General features: G+C 38.9%; 16 protein-coding genes and 1 tRNA gene. 6 read left to right on the top strand and 11 right to left on the bottom strand.

Annotation, left to right across the window (positions count from 1 at the left end; all coding sequences use genetic code 11):
- Entirely contained in the window at positions 1–381 is a 381-nt protein-coding gene (locus MUCPA_RS02315) for a hypothetical protein (RefSeq protein ID WP_008504197.1), read from the top strand.
- Positions 382–391: 10 nt separating this feature from the next.
- A complete protein-coding gene (locus tag MUCPA_RS37525; RefSeq protein ID WP_008504196.1) occupies positions 392–559 on the top strand; it encodes a hypothetical protein in 168 nt (55 codons plus the stop codon).
- 190 nt (positions 560–749) lie between these two features.
- Here the strand turns inward: MUCPA_RS37525 and MUCPA_RS02310 are convergent, their stop codons facing one another.
- Positions 750–1,316: an ATP-binding protein gene (locus tag MUCPA_RS02310; RefSeq protein ID WP_008504195.1), complete on the bottom strand. Its 567-nt coding sequence runs from the start codon at positions 1,314–1,316 to the stop codon at positions 750–752.
- Positions 1,317–2,019: 703 nt separating this feature from the next.
- Between MUCPA_RS02310 and MUCPA_RS02305 the strand changes: the two genes are divergently transcribed.
- Positions 2,020–3,468 carry a tetratricopeptide repeat-containing sensor histidine kinase gene (locus tag MUCPA_RS02305; RefSeq protein ID WP_233276830.1) on the top strand — a complete coding sequence of 483 codons (1,449 nt, stop codon included), beginning with the start codon at positions 2,020–2,022 and terminating at the stop codon, positions 3,466–3,468.
- A gap of 166 nt (positions 3,469–3,634) precedes the next feature.
- The gene (locus MUCPA_RS02300) at positions 3,635–4,867 is read left to right on the top strand and encodes an IS256 family transposase (protein ID WP_008504193.1); all 1,233 of its coding nucleotides are present in this window, start codon (positions 3,635–3,637) and stop codon (positions 4,865–4,867) included.
- Positions 4,868–4,949: 82 nt separating this feature from the next.
- Here the strand turns inward: MUCPA_RS02300 and MUCPA_RS02295 are convergent, their stop codons facing one another.
- The 4 genes from MUCPA_RS02295 to MUCPA_RS02280 form a co-directional block, all read right to left on the bottom strand.
- On the bottom strand, positions 4,950–5,744 hold the full coding sequence (locus MUCPA_RS02295; protein ID WP_008504192.1) for a hypothetical protein: 795 nt from the start codon (positions 5,742–5,744) through the stop codon (positions 4,950–4,952).
- 4 nt (positions 5,745–5,748) lie between these two features.
- Positions 5,749–6,987 (bottom strand): site-specific integrase, encoded by a 1,239-nt coding sequence (locus MUCPA_RS02290; RefSeq protein ID WP_008504191.1) that lies wholly within the window; start codon positions 6,985–6,987, stop codon positions 5,749–5,751.
- A 290-nt stretch (positions 6,988–7,277) separates the two neighbouring features.
- A tRNA-Pro gene (locus MUCPA_RS02285) sits at positions 7,278–7,351 on the bottom strand.
- A gap of 360 nt (positions 7,352–7,711) precedes the next feature.
- Positions 7,712–9,487, bottom strand: a complete 1,776-nt coding sequence (locus MUCPA_RS02280) for a hypothetical protein (RefSeq protein WP_008504190.1) — start codon at positions 9,485–9,487, stop codon at positions 7,712–7,714.
- A gap of 50 nt (positions 9,488–9,537) precedes the next feature.
- On the opposite strand from MUCPA_RS02280, the gene MUCPA_RS02275 reads away from it, so the two are divergent.
- A complete protein-coding gene (locus MUCPA_RS02275) occupies positions 9,538–10,413 on the top strand; it encodes a nucleotidyltransferase domain-containing protein (RefSeq protein WP_008504188.1) in 876 nt (291 codons plus the stop codon).
- Positions 10,414–10,415: 2 nt separating this feature from the next.
- Here the strand turns inward: MUCPA_RS02275 and MUCPA_RS02270 are convergent, their stop codons facing one another.
- The 6 genes from MUCPA_RS02270 to MUCPA_RS02250 all read right to left on the bottom strand — a co-directional run bounded on the left by MUCPA_RS02270 (position 10,416) and on the right by MUCPA_RS02250 (position 13,474).
- Positions 10,416–11,327 (bottom strand): patatin-like phospholipase family protein, encoded by a 912-nt coding sequence (locus tag MUCPA_RS02270; protein ID WP_008504187.1) that lies wholly within the window; start codon positions 11,325–11,327, stop codon positions 10,416–10,418.
- 165 nt (positions 11,328–11,492) lie between these two features.
- Positions 11,493–11,711 (bottom strand): hypothetical protein, encoded by a 219-nt coding sequence (locus MUCPA_RS02265; protein ID WP_008504186.1) that lies wholly within the window; start codon positions 11,709–11,711, stop codon positions 11,493–11,495.
- Between the two features lie 2 nt (positions 11,712–11,713).
- On the bottom strand, positions 11,714–12,163 hold the full coding sequence (locus MUCPA_RS02260) for a DUF6908 domain-containing protein (protein ID WP_008504185.1): 450 nt from the start codon (positions 12,161–12,163) through the stop codon (positions 11,714–11,716).
- A gap of 42 nt (positions 12,164–12,205) precedes the next feature.
- On the bottom strand, positions 12,206–12,688 hold the full coding sequence (locus MUCPA_RS02255; protein ID WP_008504184.1) for a J domain-containing protein: 483 nt from the start codon (positions 12,686–12,688) through the stop codon (positions 12,206–12,208).
- Positions 12,657–12,812, bottom strand: a complete 156-nt coding sequence (locus MUCPA_RS38095; protein WP_008504183.1) for a hypothetical protein — start codon at positions 12,810–12,812, stop codon at positions 12,657–12,659. The genes MUCPA_RS02255 and MUCPA_RS38095 overlap by 32 nt, the downstream gene beginning before the upstream one ends.
- Positions 12,813–12,877: 65 nt before the next feature.
- The gene (locus tag MUCPA_RS02250; protein WP_008504182.1) at positions 12,878–13,474 is read right to left on the bottom strand and encodes a hypothetical protein; all 597 of its coding nucleotides are present in this window, start codon (positions 13,472–13,474) and stop codon (positions 12,878–12,880) included.
- A gap of 646 nt (positions 13,475–14,120) precedes the next feature.
- Between MUCPA_RS02250 and MUCPA_RS02240 the strand changes: the two genes are divergently transcribed.
- Positions 14,121–17,261: a KAP P-loop domain protein gene (locus MUCPA_RS02240; RefSeq protein ID WP_008504181.1), complete on the top strand. Its 3,141-nt coding sequence runs from the start codon at positions 14,121–14,123 to the stop codon at positions 17,259–17,261.
- Positions 17,262–17,293 lie beyond the last annotated feature (32 nt).

The raw sequence follows: 17,293 nt of genomic DNA, 5'->3' as shown, positions 1-17,293 counted from the left end.
ATGAAAAATTTAAGAAATCTCACTAATGCCGATAAAGCCAAACTGTTACACGAGCTTTTTCCTGATGAAATACCCTATCTGTTAGACCGCATAATAATAGTGTGCGCCGACCTGAAAACCAATCAGGAGCAACACCGCAAAACATGGGACTTTGGTTTAATGACCTTTGATATGTGGCTACAGTTATCCGAACAGGTAGAGGAACGGATAAATAAGTACCGTTCAAGTTTAGTTAAAAGCAGTAAGGTATTTTCAGACCGGTTGTTTAGTTCGTTTGACTATACGGTGCTTTTTGTAAATGACCGTATCGTTAAGTATGCGCAGCACAATAGCGAAGACGAGAAATTTAAACTGGCCGTAGAATTATTGTTTAACGCTTAATGTTTAAATCATGGCAAACGAAAAATGTCTATATGATAGATGGATAGGTAACGAAAAATTGAATCTTAATAAATTTACGATTACTTTATTTCAGCTATTCCAATTTGCAGATGGAGGAAACCGCCAAATCATATTGGATAACTGGCCGGAATTTTTTATAAGTTCTGAATATATTTAATTTTTCAGCCAACGTAAAATACGTTAAATTAAGGCATTTAAGAGCCCCGAAAAACTAACTATATATTATTGTTCGGGGAGTGAGAAACGGCCCTATATCGCTTGTATTGGCCTTGACACAAGTGATATAAGGCCGTATTTAGGTCGCGCGATAACTTCGGTTAACCTCTTTTAAGCCATTACCATGCTTTCTAAAATTGGTTTTGTCCGTCGATGTTTTCCAAAAATTCGCTCAAATTTTTTACTACATTATCCAGTTCGAGTGCAGAAACCTGAAGATATTTACAGTGTTCGCTAATGTCAGCCGGAGTAAGCAATGCGAAATCAGTATCTATATTTTCGATCAAACCTAATATATTGGCTACCGGCTTTCTAACCTGGTGAGAAGCCATGAATAACAATTCTTCCAGAGCTTTTGAATACGCTTGTTCTTTCAGAATGCTGGCTTGATAAAGTTTCCTGTAACGAATAGCAATAGAAGATGTTATAAAAATAGCTAATATGGATATGCCCCGATTAGTCCAAACGGATATGTCCTGACGAGCCTTTAAATCAAAAACAAACGCGTTTATCATGATAAGTACGCAGGCCGCAATGGTAAACCCGGCAATGATCTCCTTTTTTTGTTTGAATGTAATGACGATACAGCAGATATATAGCGTGTCAACTACATAGTGACTGGGTGTAAACACATCAATGGCGAAAACCAGCAACAAACTTATAGCAGCCAAATACTGCACCTTCGTAATTTTGATCATTATTAAATTTCTTAGACATTAAAATTATCGAACCAGGTACGTATCGTATGAACGGGCAGGCTGTAGGCTTTTTAAGCTATCGAATAGCTACTTGTAGGTTTATCTAACGACTATTAGAGATTTTTTGTTTCAAATTATTGTGTAAATAAATCAGTGATGAACTTTAATTTCAATAGTGCGTTTAAAGATATGTTTACCTTTAATTATGAAATGTACCACTTCGATTGGGTTTTTATGCCTTGCTGCTTTATTCGCCTGCGGACAGGTGCACCATAAGGAGGTGAAAATTTCATCTGAAGATAGTGTAAAATTGAGGCGCTACGAATATCGAAGCAGCTTTTATCAAAATAAAAAACCCGATTCTGCTATTTATTTCGCAAATCAGGGTCTGAAACTCTCAAAGTCTTTAAATTACCCTCTGGGCGAGGCTTGGATGCTGAACAGGTTTGCGCGCATCAATGAAAAATACGGAAACCTGAAACTCGCTGTAAAATATCAGAAGGGTTCATTGGCCATCTTTAATAATTTAAAAGATATTTTAGATTCGGCAGATGCTTCGGCCAACCTGGGATTATTGGAAGGACGGCAAGGGAATTTCAAGTTTGGTAACCAATACCTTCATAATGCCCTGACACTATACCAAAAAAGCAGGAATACAACAGGCATCATTAAAGCCTATACCAAGCTGGGAGAATTAAACGAGTTGAGCGGAAACCGAGATCTGGCTTTACAGGATTATGCACAGGCAGAAAAATTCAACCAAGGTAAACCATTATCAGATGAGTATTTCTTACTCATTAATAGCATAGGCGTTTTGCATACTAAGATGGGTAATCACAAGCAAGCAGCCGACTATTTCGAAAAGGGTATCAGTCAAACCGGTGCGGTTCAGCATGTCAAAGCGCATATCGCATTCTTAAATAATGCCGGTAAAACTTACGATCAACTCGGAGACAAACAAAAAGCCTTAAATTATCATCAGATGGGGCTTGTAAAGGCCAAAGCGAACGGGCTCCACGAGGAAGAAGCACGTTCACTCATGGGCATTGCTAATGTCCTTAAAAATAAGGACGCCGAGCAGAGCATTCAGCATTTAAAAAACGCCTTGGATATTGCACATACAATTGGCCATAAACAATTAGCGGCGGAGATATATCGGAGCCTGTCTGATCTGTACCGTCAACAATCCCGCTATGCGGATGCACTGAATGCCTTGGAAAAGCATCACCGCTTATTGGATAGCCTTCAAAATGCCAATGTTGGCCATAAAATTGCCGTTTTACAGAGTAGTTATGAACTTGCGGAATCAAAGCTTCGCATCGAAGCATTAGAGTTAGCCAACCAGCAAAGGACGTATCAGCGAAATGAAGGCTTGTTTACCGCAGTTGCAATTTTGCTGGTTCTTTTGATTGTAGGCGTTTATTTTTATAAGACTACCCGTTTAAATAAAAACCTTGCGGCATCGAATCTGATCAAAGATAAATTATTTTCGATCATCGGTCACGATCTTAGGAACCCTATCGGTGGTATCACCCAGTTATTGGAAGTGCTGGAAGATGAAAATTTAACAGAAGATCAACGGGTGATGGTTTCCGAAATGCGGAAGCAGGGTAAAGTCTCACTGGATATTCTCAATGCTTTGCTGAATTGGGGCGAAGCGCAACTAAAAGGCATTCACATCGAAAAGGTGAGTTTCAATGCTAAAAACAGTATTACCAAAAATATCTTGGCCTTACAAAAACATGCTGGCGATAAATCGATTCTCATTACCGATGCAACCCCGGACGATCTGACCTTATTCGGCGACATCAACCACTTTGAATTTATTATACGAAACCTCCTTTCCAACGCGATCAAATTCAGTTATCCATCTGGAAAAATAGAAGTTGCGGCAATCAATAAACCAAGCTCGAATATCGTTATCTTTTCGGTAAAAGATCATGGAAAAGGTATAAGCGGGGCACAGCAGGAAATTTTCCTAAAAGCTAACCTTGATATTGCTTATGGAACAAAAGGTGAAAAAGGAACGGGCATTGGCTTAATGTTGAGCAAGGAATTTATCAAAGCGAATAAAGGCCAGCTTTGGATCGAAAGTAAAGAAGGTATAGGAAGCACATTCTTTTTTACGTTCCCTGCCATCATTGATGTATAAAAGAAAAGCCACATAAATATGTGGCTTCTGTATTAAATTAATTAGGGGGAAATTAGATTATAATTTTTCTACTTCTTCAATAGATAGTTTCGTTGTTTTGGGAGACTGTAAAATGAACTGTGTCAGTTAAAAATTTGGATAGAATTTTTAACTTAGACATAGTAGAATGAACAAAAACAACAATTTCGATTTTGAAAGTTTCAAACGAGAGGCGATCAAGGGGATGTACGCTGGTAAACCCCTTAACGGAGAAAAGGGCATCTTTGCGCCTTTACTGAAACATTTTTTAGAAGCAGCGCTTGAGGGCGAGCTAGAAACCCATCTACAGGAAGAAAAAGCCGCAGGCTTATCCAATCGCCTTAATGGTAAAATCACGAAACGAGTTAAGAGCCTTTCGGGCGAATTTGATCTGCAAAGCAACCGGGACCGGTCTGGCAGCTTTGAACCTGTAGTGTTACCAAAGCGACAAGTGATTATAACCGAAGAACTGGAAGAGAAGGTAATCGGCTTGTATGGGCTTGGCCTGAGCACACGGGATATTTCCAAACATATCATGGAAATATATCAAATGGATATCTCTGCAACTACCTTATCCTCTATTACAGACAAAGTTATCCCAGCCATGAACGAATGGCGGCAGCGGCCACTGGAATCGGTTTATGCATTTGTATACCTGGACTGTATGCACTATAAAGTACGTGAAGGCAACGGCGTAATTACCAGGGCTGTTTACAATATTCTTGGTGTTTCCCTTCGTGGGCAAAAGGATCTGTTAGGCATGTATTTATCAGAAAGCGAAGGCGCTAAGTTCTGGCTATCGGTTTTGACCGATCTAAAGAACCGTGGTTTGCAGGATATGCTAATTGCATGCATAGATGGTTTAAAAGGCTTTCCCGAGGCCATAGCAGCCATCTTTCCAAAAACGGAGATACAGACCTGCGTTGTTCATCAGATCCGTAATAGCTTGCGCTATATTGCCGAGAAAGACAAGAAGAAATTCATGGCTGATCTTAAGCCGGTTTACCAAGCCATTAATAAAGAACAGGGCTACGAAAATCTGATTTCCCTGGATGAAAAATGGGCTAAAAAGTATCCGGTTCCGGTCGGGTCGTGGTACAATAACTGGGAAAACCTGTCAACTTTTTTTAAGTATGATGCACACATTCGCAGAGTGATCTACACAACTAACGCGGTTGAGGGCTTTCACCGCCAGGTACGCAAAGTAACTAAAACAAAGGGCGCATTCACATCAGATACAGCCTTGTTAAAGCTGGTATATCTGGTAGTCCAGAATATCTCTGAGAAATGGACAATGCCAATGCACAACTGGAGTTTGACTTTATCTCAACTTTACATTATGTTTGGCGATAGGATAGCTGGTCACCTAAATAACGGATAGATGTTGAAATGTGGGAAACTGAAGGAGTTTCCCACATTTCAACATCTTAAACAATAACAAGTTTATTTTTAGTTGACACAGTTTAGTTTACACTCCCTGTTTTGGCAATAAAGTCATTAGCCAAACCCTCACTTTTCAGTTCTTTGGCGATAGCCACAGCCTTTAGGTGTTCGCCTTCTTCTTTGCCTTTTGCTTCACCTCTTTTATACAGCGGGTCTTTTTCTTCCTTGAAAAATTTAGTTACTGTTTCCATAGCTTCATCAAATTGTGTTTCTAAGTTACGCAATTGTACCAATATACGCAACTGGTTAAAATATCTATCTTCCGCCAAGTCACTTTTAGCAAATGATTTTACTTCTGTTAAAATACTTTTTAACGCGATAACCGGATCATCATTTTTAAAATCTGCCAACACCGCGAGTAATTTTTCTTCCGGTTCGTTCGCGCTCAGAAAGATTTTGTAATCAACAGAAGAAAGAGAGAGCAAGTGATATCTAAAATAAAAATCCTCTTTTTCAATACTCTCCGTCATCTTAGGACTGCCGGCACCGATAAATACTACATATTGCTTGATATCCGTTCGATACTTCCATTGCAGCATGATACTGTATTCTGCCATCCGATAGACCATATCTTTATCAGCCTTAGCCTGGTATTCTATATGTAATATATAATTCCGGCCATCCGCATCTACGACCTTTTTCAATAGGTCTGGTTTACGTTCCTTTGTATGCTGTATTTCGTCCGGTACTTCTTCACTGCTGACAATATCTAAGCCCAAAAGATACCGGATGACGCCCGGCAAAGCGATCTCCATATTCTCCCTGAATATTTTATCGTATCGGTTTGTCCGATTGCTATCTTTTATTTTTGCCATGGTTTTAAGCTTGCTTTAAGCGTTCCCGCAATACCTTCATATCATTACTAACTTTTTTCTTTTTGATTTTGGAGTAAATTTGTGTCGTGCGCAAGCTGGCGTGTCCAAGCATCCCTGATACAGTTTCCATTGGCACCCCGTTTTCCAAAGTAATTGTTGTAGCAAATGTGTGTCGGGCGATATGAAAGGTCAATTTTTTATCAACCTTTGCCTCTTTAGCAATCGCTTTGAGATAACGGTTAGTAGCCTGATTTGAAAATACCGGAAAGATCGTTTTTGTGTATCCTGCCATCGGATGATTTCTGTACCTGTTTATCAGTTCAATAGCTTCAGGAAGCAGCAAAACAAAGAATTTCTTGCCGGAAAAATTTGCCGTCTTATGCCTGATCATCTCTATCCACTTTTCGCCCTCAATATCTGTTACTAAATGATTATTATTTAATAAACACATATCGGCAAAAGACAAGCCGGTGTAGCAACTAAATATAAAAACGTCCCGAACAATTCTTTGCCCGTCTTTATCCAGTTTTACCCCTTTAATATTTTCAATTTCTTCCAGTTCAAGCGCTTCACGATCTTTATTAACGATTTTACGCTCAAAACGCAAAAAAGGGTCTTTAATCAACCATTCGTTTTTAACCGCTATGTTAATCATTTTGCGCAAGCGTTCAATGTGTTTCATCACGGTATTGTTCGCACATGGCCTTTGGTTTTTATCCGGCTCTCTTTGGCGTAGATAGATTTCAAAATCCACAACAAATTTGTAATCCAGTTGGGAAAGATAAATGTCGTGACGCTTTTTCTTCTTTAATAGAAACTCCTTTACGTAGCGTTCGGTAGTGAAATAGTTTTTCATTGTGCCATCTTCAAGTAGCTTTTTGATCTCCGTATTATGATAGTTCATCAGCCACAAGAGAGTAGTTTGTTCCTCGTCAATACCTTCAACCTTTGCTTTGATAGCTTCAGCATTGACCAATTCCTTATTAAACCGCAGTTCATCATAAGCGTTATTGATCTCCGTTTTTGTCTGCCGAATTTTTTCCTTGATGTCCCTGGCTTCAGGGCTGTTACCCGTTACCTTTTGATCGTCCTGTTCCCACGTGTCCATTTTGACACGGCGCTTTAATGACATGTCTACAAATTTGCCATTTACGGTAATGCGGACATAAATCGGCGCGTTTCCTTTACTTGCCTTATCTTTTTTGATAAAAAAGTTAAGACTGAATGAATTTGTTGTTTTCATACACTTTATCCCGTTTTAAATGACAATGGCATACTTTTATCGAATCAATGGGCCCAGCCGCAATATCAAAACGGCCTAAACACGCACAAAACAGATATAAGCATTTCATTATCAATTGATTAATAAAATTCATCGGTTAATAGTACGAAAAAAAAACAGGGTGCAGAATAGGGCATTTTTACTTTGATATTCAATGCCGCATTTTGATATGAAAAATTTAAAAATAAATGAAAAAACCCCCTAAATCTTACAATTTAGAGGGTTTTTGACTTGATTTGGTATCGCTGTCGTCGGGATGGCAGGATTCGAACCTGCGGCCTCCACATCCCAAATGTGGCGCGATACCGGGCTACGCTACATCCCGTTCCTTATGGGGTGGCAAAGATAATATTTAAAATCACTTTATCAAAAGTCTTGCTAAGAATATTTTGCAGGTTACAAAGTGGCTGAATGCATAAAACCCTTTAAATTTTTCAATTTAAAGGGTTTTTATTGCTTTGGTATCGCTATTGTCGGGATGGCAGGATTTAAACCTACCCTTTATATCAATTGATTATCAATCAGTTATGTGTTATTATCACGATACAGACCACGAATAAGACATGGCCTAAATTTGCGACATTTTCACTCGCTTTGATGCTGATAGAATAATTAAGAACGTTATACTCAAATATACGCAAAATCAGGTACTTCACAAATGAAAATTTTTATACTCAGAATTGAATCAATTGTGTTCGTTTATATAATAGGTTGTATTCATTTCTGAATTAGGCATAAGATCATCATAAACAATTCTTACATTTTGAATCCCAAAGTTCTCCTCAATTTTAATTCTTGCTTTGTTAATTCGTTCACATTCTTCAGCTGTTAGATAAAAACGCCTGTTTTGAAACCATTCCATGATTTGATTGAAATTACCTACATTTTTTTCTGTAGTGTTGACCATTGATTCAAACAAACTAATAATCCGTTCTATTTCCGAATGCTTTATCTGCGGCCGCAGATTCGGTATAACATCTACTGAACCGTCTTCTGATACAATTACGACCATTACCTCTGATATTTGCCGTTTATATTCGTGGTAAGTAATAGCTGAATTATACCTTGAACCTCTTGCTGAATCACCCTCTTTGCCCACGACTCCATCTAAAATTACTCCATAAGCAAACACAAGTCCATGTTGATCGATCAATACACCACCATCAATTGTTGTCAAATTCAGGATCGTGTCTGCACTTAGTTTTTCCGGGATTAAGGGAAAACACTGGTTGCCTAAACGTTTTGCTTCATTTTGAGCATCATTACTGATTATCAACAACGCTCCTTTTGCTTGATTGGTAACGGTGAGGGCAAGATCGTAAAGATGCTCAAGGTCATCTTTAGTAGCAAGAGAAAAGGTCCTTTCTGCATCTGAAAAAAATTTAGACTTACTAATTGTCTCCGGCGGAAATTCGGGCAGACTATACCTCATTTGTAAAATGGGCTTTCCGTGATGCAATACATCCCAACAATGAATACTTATAAACCTTACAACAAAAACTGATTCGAGTGCTGGATCATATTCATTACTTATCCTTCCTAAACCAAAAACGTTATTTGTATTACAGACCATACCGATTTCATCATTTGAAAGTTGGAGTAGTTTTCGCACTCTCCTGAACTCTTTAAAATTAAATGGGGCTTCCAATGTGGTCAATAATTCAACATGCACATTCATTTTGTCTGAAATAATAAGATACCCTTGATTTTCCTCTCCTTCATATCTAGCTATCGAAAGTTTGTTGCAGGCGTCAAATAAGCCATGCAGGCCATAAAAATCTTTGCCTTTCGATGATATGGTGTACATGAATGTCCGGGCGGCCTCCCTCCAGAGTTCATCAGCAATACGTGAATCCCCGCTCAAGTTTTTCCCTGGGTTTGGATAATACAATGTCCTTGTTCTTTCTTCAAGATAGACCTCGACAACTGTGGATAACAACGATGTATGAATTTTTAAATTCTGATCATTTCTCTCAATAGACAAATGATCATGGGTCTTGTAAATCTCCCGATCTAACTGCAAAATCACATATACCTCAAAATCGTCGATCATTACAGCCTTTGAGGCGAAACTAATTTTTCCATTGTTGTTTTCTGATTGATTTAATATTTCCACAAGCGCGGATTGAAGTGTCTCGTTAATCAAGCGGCCATGCATTTCTTCCTGTTGCCCCGGCCCCGAATAAAACATTTCTCTTCGCTCATGTTTATTAAAATGTTCCCGCGCTCTTTCAGTCAAAGCATTGAACTCTGAAAGTTTAAAATCGATATCTTCAGGCTCTACGCAGATCGGAAGCCGGTCTTGTCTATCTTTTTTTAGGAAACCTATTAAAAAAACGTTTGGCTGCAATCCAGTATCTAATTTATTAAAAAGAGTTTCCGCGGAGGTTTGGGCTGAAATACGATAATAAACTTGCCACGGCCACATAAAATAAATCAACGATTCAGGATAATTACTCATATTCAGATATTTATAAAAAATTGCGGTATTTTTGAATTTTTAATAAATATATGTCAATTTCTGAAAATCAACTGGATACTTGGTCACATCAGGGCTCAATCACCAATTCTGCCAATACAGCGAATGCGATTAAAGACGCAATTAATTCTTATGCTTCGTTTCCAACAGGCGTTTCGTTTGATGTTTACCTATCCGGCTCTTATAAAAATGACACTAATATTTTTGGTGAAAGTGATGTGGATGTGGTTGTTGAGCTAACCTCAAGTTTTTATAGTAATCTAACGGATGAGCAAAAATCAACATTTAGTTTAACAGGGTCATCCTATAGATACGATGATTTTAAAAAAGATGTTATAAACTGTTTAGAAGCAAACTTTTCCAAGAAGCATATTGAGGTGGGTAATAAGGCAATTAAGGTATACCCTGCTCACAACGGACGATTACACGCGGATGTTTTAGTTTGTTATTCTTATCGACTTTATACAGATTTTACACGAATTACCGGCTATCATCAGGGGGTAAGCTTTTTCAGGGCCGATAACAATGCAGAAGTTATTAATTTCCCAAAAAAACATTCCGAAATTGACACCATAAAACATCAAAACACCAATGGTTATTTTAAACCAACTGTCAGAATTTTTAAAAACATCAAGAAAACGTTGGTAAACGATAGTGTTATTGAAAAAAAATTGGCTCCCTCTTATTTTATTGAATGTTTATTATCAAATGTGCCTAATGATTGTTATGGCACCAATTATTCGCAAACCGTCTTTAAAGTACTTACATATTTGCAGACTAATAATTGGGATAATTTCAGGTGTGTAAACGGATTGACACCACTATGGGGTGATACTACTGAAACCTGGGAATTAGATTCCGCGAAGAAATTCGTTTCAGCAGTCATAGCAAAATGGAATAAGAGCTAATTTCAGGATATTTTAAAAATAGCTTTAACCGCGTCCTCGTGCTTTCCAAAGGACTGCCTGCCTAGTTGTTGAAGCTTTTCAAGCTTGTCGAGCTTATATTCTACCATATTTGTACCAAATTCCGGTTCATTGTAAGTATCATTGATACGAATTATCGGAATATGCTTGAACAATAGATTAGTTAAAATTTCGGTAGTATTTGTATTCGCTTTGAGAATTTTTTCAAATAGCTGAACAAAGGAATTGTAGCGATAAAACTTGCTTTTCAAATTAATATCAGTTTCAATAAAGTTGCCTGTACCGAGACTTAAGATAGCTATTTCATCAGGCGGAAGGCCTAAAGATTGCGTAGCATCGGTGATTGCTAATAATGTAGGATTGTTGGCGATAAAACCACCATCTATCGCTATGATCGTGCCTTGATTCTCAGTTACCACCTCTACTTTTTTAAATATAGGACAGGCGGCACATGATGCGAGCACTGCACCAGCAATTGTTACACCAAACCCCGGTTTGAAGGTGCTTTTTAACTTGTAGGCTTGTTCGGCATCCCTTTTGAAGATAAGGGGTTTTGCATTAGTATAATTTGTTGCAACAATTGAAACCCCTGTTTTAAAATCGGTGAAAGTTTTATTCCCAAAAAAAGTATCGAGCTCGGAAGCAAGGGCATCGGATTTCCCTTGGGCTGAACTTTTTTTCATAATGTCAGGAATAAGAACATAATACATATCAGTAATTTGATCAATAGTATATCCTAAACCAATCATAGCAGCTATTATTGACCCGGTACTTGTTCCATAAATCAATTGGAAATATTCATGTAAGGGCTTTTTTACTAAGGCTTCAAACTCCTTTAAAATGCCCAAAGTATAAATACCTTTTGACCCACCACCGTCTAAACATAATACATTCATATCCGTTATTTTTTATTGGATAAAAGTACCATATATTTTTTGATGTAATATCGGTCCGTTAATGAACGCCCCATGATTCCACCATTTAAATAAACAAATACGGAAACATGGGGCGTATGGGGCCGGCAAAGCCGGCCCGCCGGGCAATTTTGAATTATTGCACAGTTATAACAATAATATGATTCCTGTAAGAACGATAACGTTAGCGATGTATTTAAATACGGTTTCAATGGTCATTATTAATACAGCATAGCTATAGTTTTTAAAGCCTTGTACCCCTGCCATACTACGGCGGTTAAACCTGCGCCTCCCTATGAGATATCGCTGGTATAGCCCAATTGCCATTAAGGGGAATTGGATATGTTGTATGATTAAGGTTTTCATGGTCAGGAAGGTTGAATTTGCCCATTTTTTAAAAATCCCTGTTCTACGATGTTTTGCAACCATTGATTAGCAAAATTCGTCTGCTCTGCTTGCAGGTCGGTATCGCAATGAACTACCACATCGTTTTTAAATAACATACTTTCCTGGTAGATACCGAGGTTGGCCTGTTGGTACAGGTACGGTACAATCATTACTTTTTCATAGGCGGTTTTATCCTTTTCCCGTTGGTCAACGAATACAAAACACATTTCCGGGTCTTGCATCAGGTCGCCGTTTTGCTGATAATAATGGCACAGGCTGACCAGTTGCCCATTCTCCCAATAGATATTTCCGATTCGTTCAATGGTAAGCGGCATAAATGGTTCATTAATAATTTTCAGGTGTTGTTTGCCCTGCATCCTGTCGAGCAGTTCACAAAATATTTTGGTGCTGAATTGATTAAGTGCTTTCATAGTAAAAAATGCGTCCTTTGTGCGGTTGCGCCTCCGCCTTGATTATTGAATAAAGTGATTTCGTCTTGGTTTAACCTCATTCAGTACTTCGCTGCCGTATTTGCTCCGTATTTCGTCTAATGACTTGCCACTTCCTTTATTGACTTTGTATTCGGCGGTGCGGAAATACCAAGCCTGTTTTTTAGAGGCGAATAAAAAACCTGCGCCTTTGAGTGTTACCCGATTGGGATATGTGTTGCCTGTCACCCAAATCCAGTTGCCTACCAATTCAATAGTAATACCGTCTATGTGTATAATTTGCTCGATGGCTTTGCGGTAAGCCTCCGACGATAGAATTTCGTTCTCGGCTTCTTCATCCGTCATGTTCGCGCCTTTAACCGCTTTGGCGGTTGCGAAAGCATATTCTTTATTTATTTCCTGCATAGTGGCCGTGTCGCCACCTAAATCCGGATGATGTTGTTTAGCCAGTTGCTTATATCTTGCCTTTACTTCCTCAAGAGTGGGGCATTCGTAAAACCATTTCATTGCTATAAGTATTTAGAAAATCGTTAAACTCAAACTGGAAGGCTTGCGGGTCTGAATGGGCTAACTGCTCGGCGTAACCTTCATAAAATAACTGGTCGGTCAGTTCTATAAATAACTCGTACATGGCATTGGTATTTTGAGGTGAAAACTTAAAGAATGCCTCCCGATAAGTCGGGAGGCATATCTGTTTTAAGCGTTTGGGAAAACAATATTTGCTTCGATTTCCGCCAGTTTATCGTGGCAGGCGTCAAAAATGAATTGTGTAACCATGCGAATAAGGTTCGGCGTGTTGGTCACAAACTCACGGCCTTTGTCGTCCTTAATGATCAGTTTGCAGCCCTGATACGGGTTACTTTCTAATTCGTCGTTTTCCTCTACCAGTTTTACCTCAAAATCTTCCAATGTTTTAATGCGGCCAATTAGTGCCAAACGCTGGATGGTCAGACGGTGCAGGCTACCCACCGATTTTAGCGTTTGCTCTAAATTCAAGGCGGGTTTAATATATTTTATCGCTCCCTTTGGCGCTTCTTCTGCTACGGGCTGCTCTTGGTGTTCGGGTGCAGGGTTAAGGGGTTGGTTATCCACTGTAGCGGGATTACCGGCCTTTGTTTCTGCTGTTGTGTCTTCCGTAACTGGCGCAGCATTGGCGGTTTTTTCATCTTTAGCGGGTTCATCTTTTTTGGCTTCCTTTCCTGTTAAACTTGCGCGGTTTTCGGTTCTTGGTGCGTTGTTGTTAACTGCGTTTGTACCTTGTACATGCTTTGCATTTTTTGCTGCTGTTTTCATTTTTTTTAATTTTTAAATAGTGAAACTTTTATTTTCCTGACCCATTCGGCTGCCGCCTCATTTGGTCTTTTGTAAGCGCTTCATCATTTGAGCGGGGGGCTGGCATTAAAGGCTGGCGTGAAAAAAATACGCTCCGACACAGGTCCGCTGGAAAGCGGACACCTTGAAAAACTTAGGAAGATTTTTTTAACGGCACTCAGCATGGCCTTTAAGGCCGAAAAGGGATTTCTTCGTGCGAACAAAAGACCAAATGAGGCGGTAGCCTAAACAGCATATTCCAGTGTCATTTTTTGGATTACTTTTCAAGGTTAAAAAGGTGGATCGCCTCCCGATTTTGGTATCGGGCGTAGCGGTTCAGGTTTTTAGCCGGGTCTTTCGGAATATGAAAAGGGATAAAGCAAGTGCCTGGCTGCCCGTTAGCGCGTAAAATGCCAGGATGAGTTGGGCGGTATCGTAGGATCGGGAAAAAGCTCGGGAATACGGGCGGACAGGCTCTTGGTTGGTGCGTAAGTGAGAACTGCGGCAGCATAGGGGCTGCGGTTCCACGCGAGGGAAAACCTAATGGATAGCAACGGCCAACTATTGTTCCGATATATTTTATGAGTATTTGATATATTTGTTATCTCAATATTGTTCAAACCTAATTATGACAGAACCTTATCCTCAATTCATTAGCAATGCCCCGATAGGCGAAGATCTATTCGAAGGAAAATCCCAGGAAAAAGTTGCACGTTACATTTGCGAGAATCTGATCGAAAATGACAAATGCAAAATCGTCGGCATTGAAGGCGGCTGGGGTACTGGAAAATCTAACCTGATCGAGATCACTAAGAAAAAACTGAACGAAAGCAAGAAAGGCAAGTATCATTTTTTTATTTATGATGCCTGGGGGCATCAGGAGGACTTACAAAGGCGATCGATCTTAGAAGAACTAACAGCCTTCCTTACCCGTAAAATCGACGATGTTAGTATAATCGGCGATTCCGAAAAATGGAATAAAAAATTAAAGGCATTACTTGCAAAATCTAAGGAAACTGAAAAGAAGACCATTCCAAGTTTAAGTTTGGGTGTAGTTTTTTCCGGCCTGTTACTGTTATCAACTCCTGTATTCAAAAGTTTATCCGAACTGGTTACCTGCCAATGGCTAAAAATCCTGATAGTCGCCATTCCTGTATTTTCGTTAGCCGGGATCTTCGCTTATTACTATTTCAACAAAACTGACAAAAGCGAAAAATCGAAAAAACGTTTTAACGAGGCTGTTCAAAAACTATTTTACCTCTATCAAAAAAGTCAGCAATCAGACACTACTTTTGAAACTATATCAGAGGATGAACCTTCAGTAAAAAAATTCAGGGAGTGGATGCGAGATATTGCCACAGACTTGGGTGATAATCGCCTGATTATTGTATTTGATAATATGGACAGATTGCCCGATAATAAGATCACAGAGCTCTGGTCATCTATTCACACATTCTTTGCAGAAGAAAAATATGACCACATCAAAGTGATCATTCCTTTTGACCGTCAGAATATCAAAAACGCATTTAAGCATACAGAGGAATCGAAACTCAGTTACACCGATGACTTTATCAATAAAACTTTTGATATCGTTTACCGGGTATCTCCGCCTATATTATCAGATTGGAAAAAATTCTTTGAAAGTAAATGGTTGCAGGCATTTAACTCTGTCAATGACGAATTTCAAAAATCACTTCAGGTATTTGATCAACTTGCCACCTTTAAAACACCTCGCGATATGGTGGTTTTCATCAATGAATGTGTCGCTAATAACCAAATCAACCCGCATATTCCGTTACGCTACGTGGCGCTATTTGTATTAAACAAAAGTATTTTGTTCAAAGATGCTGACCAGGCGATCTTACAACCTGCATATTTAAAGGGGCTTGACTTTTTGTATAAAGACGACGAAGACCTGCCAAAGTTCATGGCAGCATTGATGTACCAGATTGAGCCTGACCGGGCATTAGAGGTTGTTTTCACTGACCGGCTGAGAAATGGCCTGAATAATAATGACAAGGTACAGGTGGGCATGATCAGTGAAAGTGCGGCGTTCCCGATCCTTTTGGATAAGGCTGTTATGGAGGTCATTAATCTAATGAATGTCACGCTCGCCCTTAACGAATTAGGTGAAAAAATTTCGGTCAAGGTTTGGGATGACTTGTATTATCGACTTGGCGTGCACGTTGGAAAGCTGCCGGAAGCGAAAACGGAAGTTTATCAATTGATATTATTAACCAAAGTAACCAACAAAGCGAATTACCTTAAACATTTAATTGCGCTTTTGCAGGATGCAACAAAATTTGTTAGCACGGATTATTACAATAGTTTGCAGGAGATAGAAAAAACGATAAAAGATAGCGCCACTAATCTGAAACTTGAGGATTTTTTAGTTGCAAAAAAAATCCCGGCACCGGACCTTGTTGCTTTATTAAAAGAAATAAAAGATACAAATACGTTTAAGTTATTTAGCGATAATGGCGAACTCAACAGTCATCTAGAAACATTGGATAGCCCGGCAGAATGGCGTAATTCCGTTTTCCTGTCGCGTATCCCGGATAATTATAAAATGACTAAGTTCACAGATGTGTTAACTACTAAAATGACAGAATTTGCAGGTGATGCGGAAAGCCTACAGCCATATCTTATAGCTTATAAAAATATATCTAAGACAACCTTAAAGCCAGTATTGACAGATGATGCAATATATAGTTTATTTACGTCGAGAGTTTCGGTCGATGACTTTTATTTTGATTTGATTTGTATGCGTATCGCCCGTTGGGAGAGCTTTCATGAGTCTTATGCACCAGCATTCGAAGTCATCCTGGCTGATGAGAGTAAAAATGTTATTGAGGGAGTAGCGAAAAACATCCATCATTACATCAATTACGGCGATATGCTGTTGAAACTTCCGAATTTTAATAAACCCTTAGTAAGGGCTGTTACTAATGACCTTACCATCAAAAGAAGAACAGTAAGGGTGCTTGATCTCAATAAAACTCTGGCCAATATAGACGAGATCATAAAAGCTTTAAAAATTGAACCAAAGATATTGGCGGATCAACTTAATTTATGGGATCGGAAAGATGTCGCAAAATCAACTATTGGGAGTATAGTGCCTAATTCCGATTTCTTTACTTTCTGCGCTGGCTACGAGAATGGGTTAACGAAAATCCTTAACAAATTAGGGGTAGAGTATTTTAATGATTTAGGTTATGAACAATGGCTGGCAGAATTTAGGAATCCGCAATCAAAGGTTGTTCTGACAAGCTTGATTATTCTAAAAAATCAATATCCTCCGAATGCGACTTCTGCGGTAAAAGAAGTATTAGAAGGCATAGCAAATGGTACCATCACTATTCCTGACAAGGCATTATGGATGAGGATAAATGATAAATTAAATAAGAATACGCTTCGTGCAACCATGAAAGATATCCGCGATATCTACTTATCAAAAAAAGAGATTGATGTACCGGCATTCTTGTTCTTTGGAGACTGGCTCTTGGAGCACGGTGAACTTTACGCGAACGGCGGTTCTTTGAGGAGAGTATTCCGAAAATCCATTTTGCAAGCTGATACAATAAGTATTATAATGAGACATGGCGATATAATAAAAAAGATATTCGATGGAAGTGAAGACAAGGAGGATTTTACAAATGAAGTGAAAGTTTTACTTACTGAAAAGAATGTAGATATAGTACCGCTAGCTCAACTCCTGGGTATTTTAATAGAAAACCATGAAGACGAGCCTAACAATGAAAGTAACTAAACAACAAAGCCTTGCCAGCAATGCTGGCAGGG

The organism is Mucilaginibacter paludis DSM 18603, from assembly GCF_000166195.2.
Classification (GTDB): Bacteria; Bacteroidota; Bacteroidia; order Sphingobacteriales; family Sphingobacteriaceae; genus Mucilaginibacter; species Mucilaginibacter paludis.
Note: the sequence above shows the minus strand (reverse complement) of the source record. Positions and strands in the feature narration are given on the sequence as shown.

Bases quoted from the DNA above. Each gene is read 5' to 3' on its own strand.
- MUCPA_RS02315 (WP_008504197.1), top strand. From the start codon at position 1: ATGAAAAATTTAAGAAATCTCACTAATGCCGATAAAGCCAAACTGTTA.
- MUCPA_RS37525 (WP_008504196.1), top strand. From the start codon at position 392: ATGGCAAACGAAAAATGTCTATATGATAGATGGATAGGTAACGAAAAA.
- MUCPA_RS02310 (WP_008504195.1), bottom strand. From the start codon at position 1,316: ATGATCAAAATTACGAAGGTGCAGTATTTGGCTGCTATAAGTTTGTTG.
- MUCPA_RS02300 (WP_008504193.1), top strand. From the start codon at position 3,635: ATGAACAAAAACAACAATTTCGATTTTGAAAGTTTCAAACGAGAGGCG.
- MUCPA_RS02295 (WP_008504192.1), bottom strand. From the start codon at position 5,744: ATGGCAAAAATAAAAGATAGCAATCGGACAAACCGATACGATAAAATA.
- MUCPA_RS02290 (WP_008504191.1), bottom strand. From the start codon at position 6,987: ATGAAAACAACAAATTCATTCAGTCTTAACTTTTTTATCAAAAAAGAT.
- MUCPA_RS02280 (WP_008504190.1), bottom strand. From the start codon at position 9,487: ATGAGTAATTATCCTGAATCGTTGATTTATTTTATGTGGCCGTGGCAA.
- MUCPA_RS02275 (WP_008504188.1), top strand. From the start codon at position 9,538: ATGTCAATTTCTGAAAATCAACTGGATACTTGGTCACATCAGGGCTCA.
- MUCPA_RS02270 (WP_008504187.1), bottom strand. From the start codon at position 11,327: ATGAATGTATTATGTTTAGACGGTGGTGGGTCAAAAGGTATTTATACT.
- MUCPA_RS02265 (WP_008504186.1), bottom strand. From the start codon at position 11,711: ATGAAAACCTTAATCATACAACATATCCAATTCCCCTTAATGGCAATT.
- MUCPA_RS02260 (WP_008504185.1), bottom strand. From the start codon at position 12,163: ATGAAAGCACTTAATCAATTCAGCACCAAAATATTTTGTGAACTGCTC.
- MUCPA_RS02255 (WP_008504184.1), bottom strand. From the start codon at position 12,688: ATGAAATGGTTTTACGAATGCCCCACTCTTGAGGAAGTAAAGGCAAGA.
- MUCPA_RS38095 (WP_008504183.1), bottom strand. From the start codon at position 12,812: ATGTACGAGTTATTTATAGAACTGACCGACCAGTTATTTTATGAAGGT.
- MUCPA_RS02250 (WP_008504182.1), bottom strand. From the start codon at position 13,474: ATGAAAACAGCAGCAAAAAATGCAAAGCATGTACAAGGTACAAACGCA.
- MUCPA_RS02240 (WP_008504181.1), top strand. From the start codon at position 14,121: ATGACAGAACCTTATCCTCAATTCATTAGCAATGCCCCGATAGGCGAA.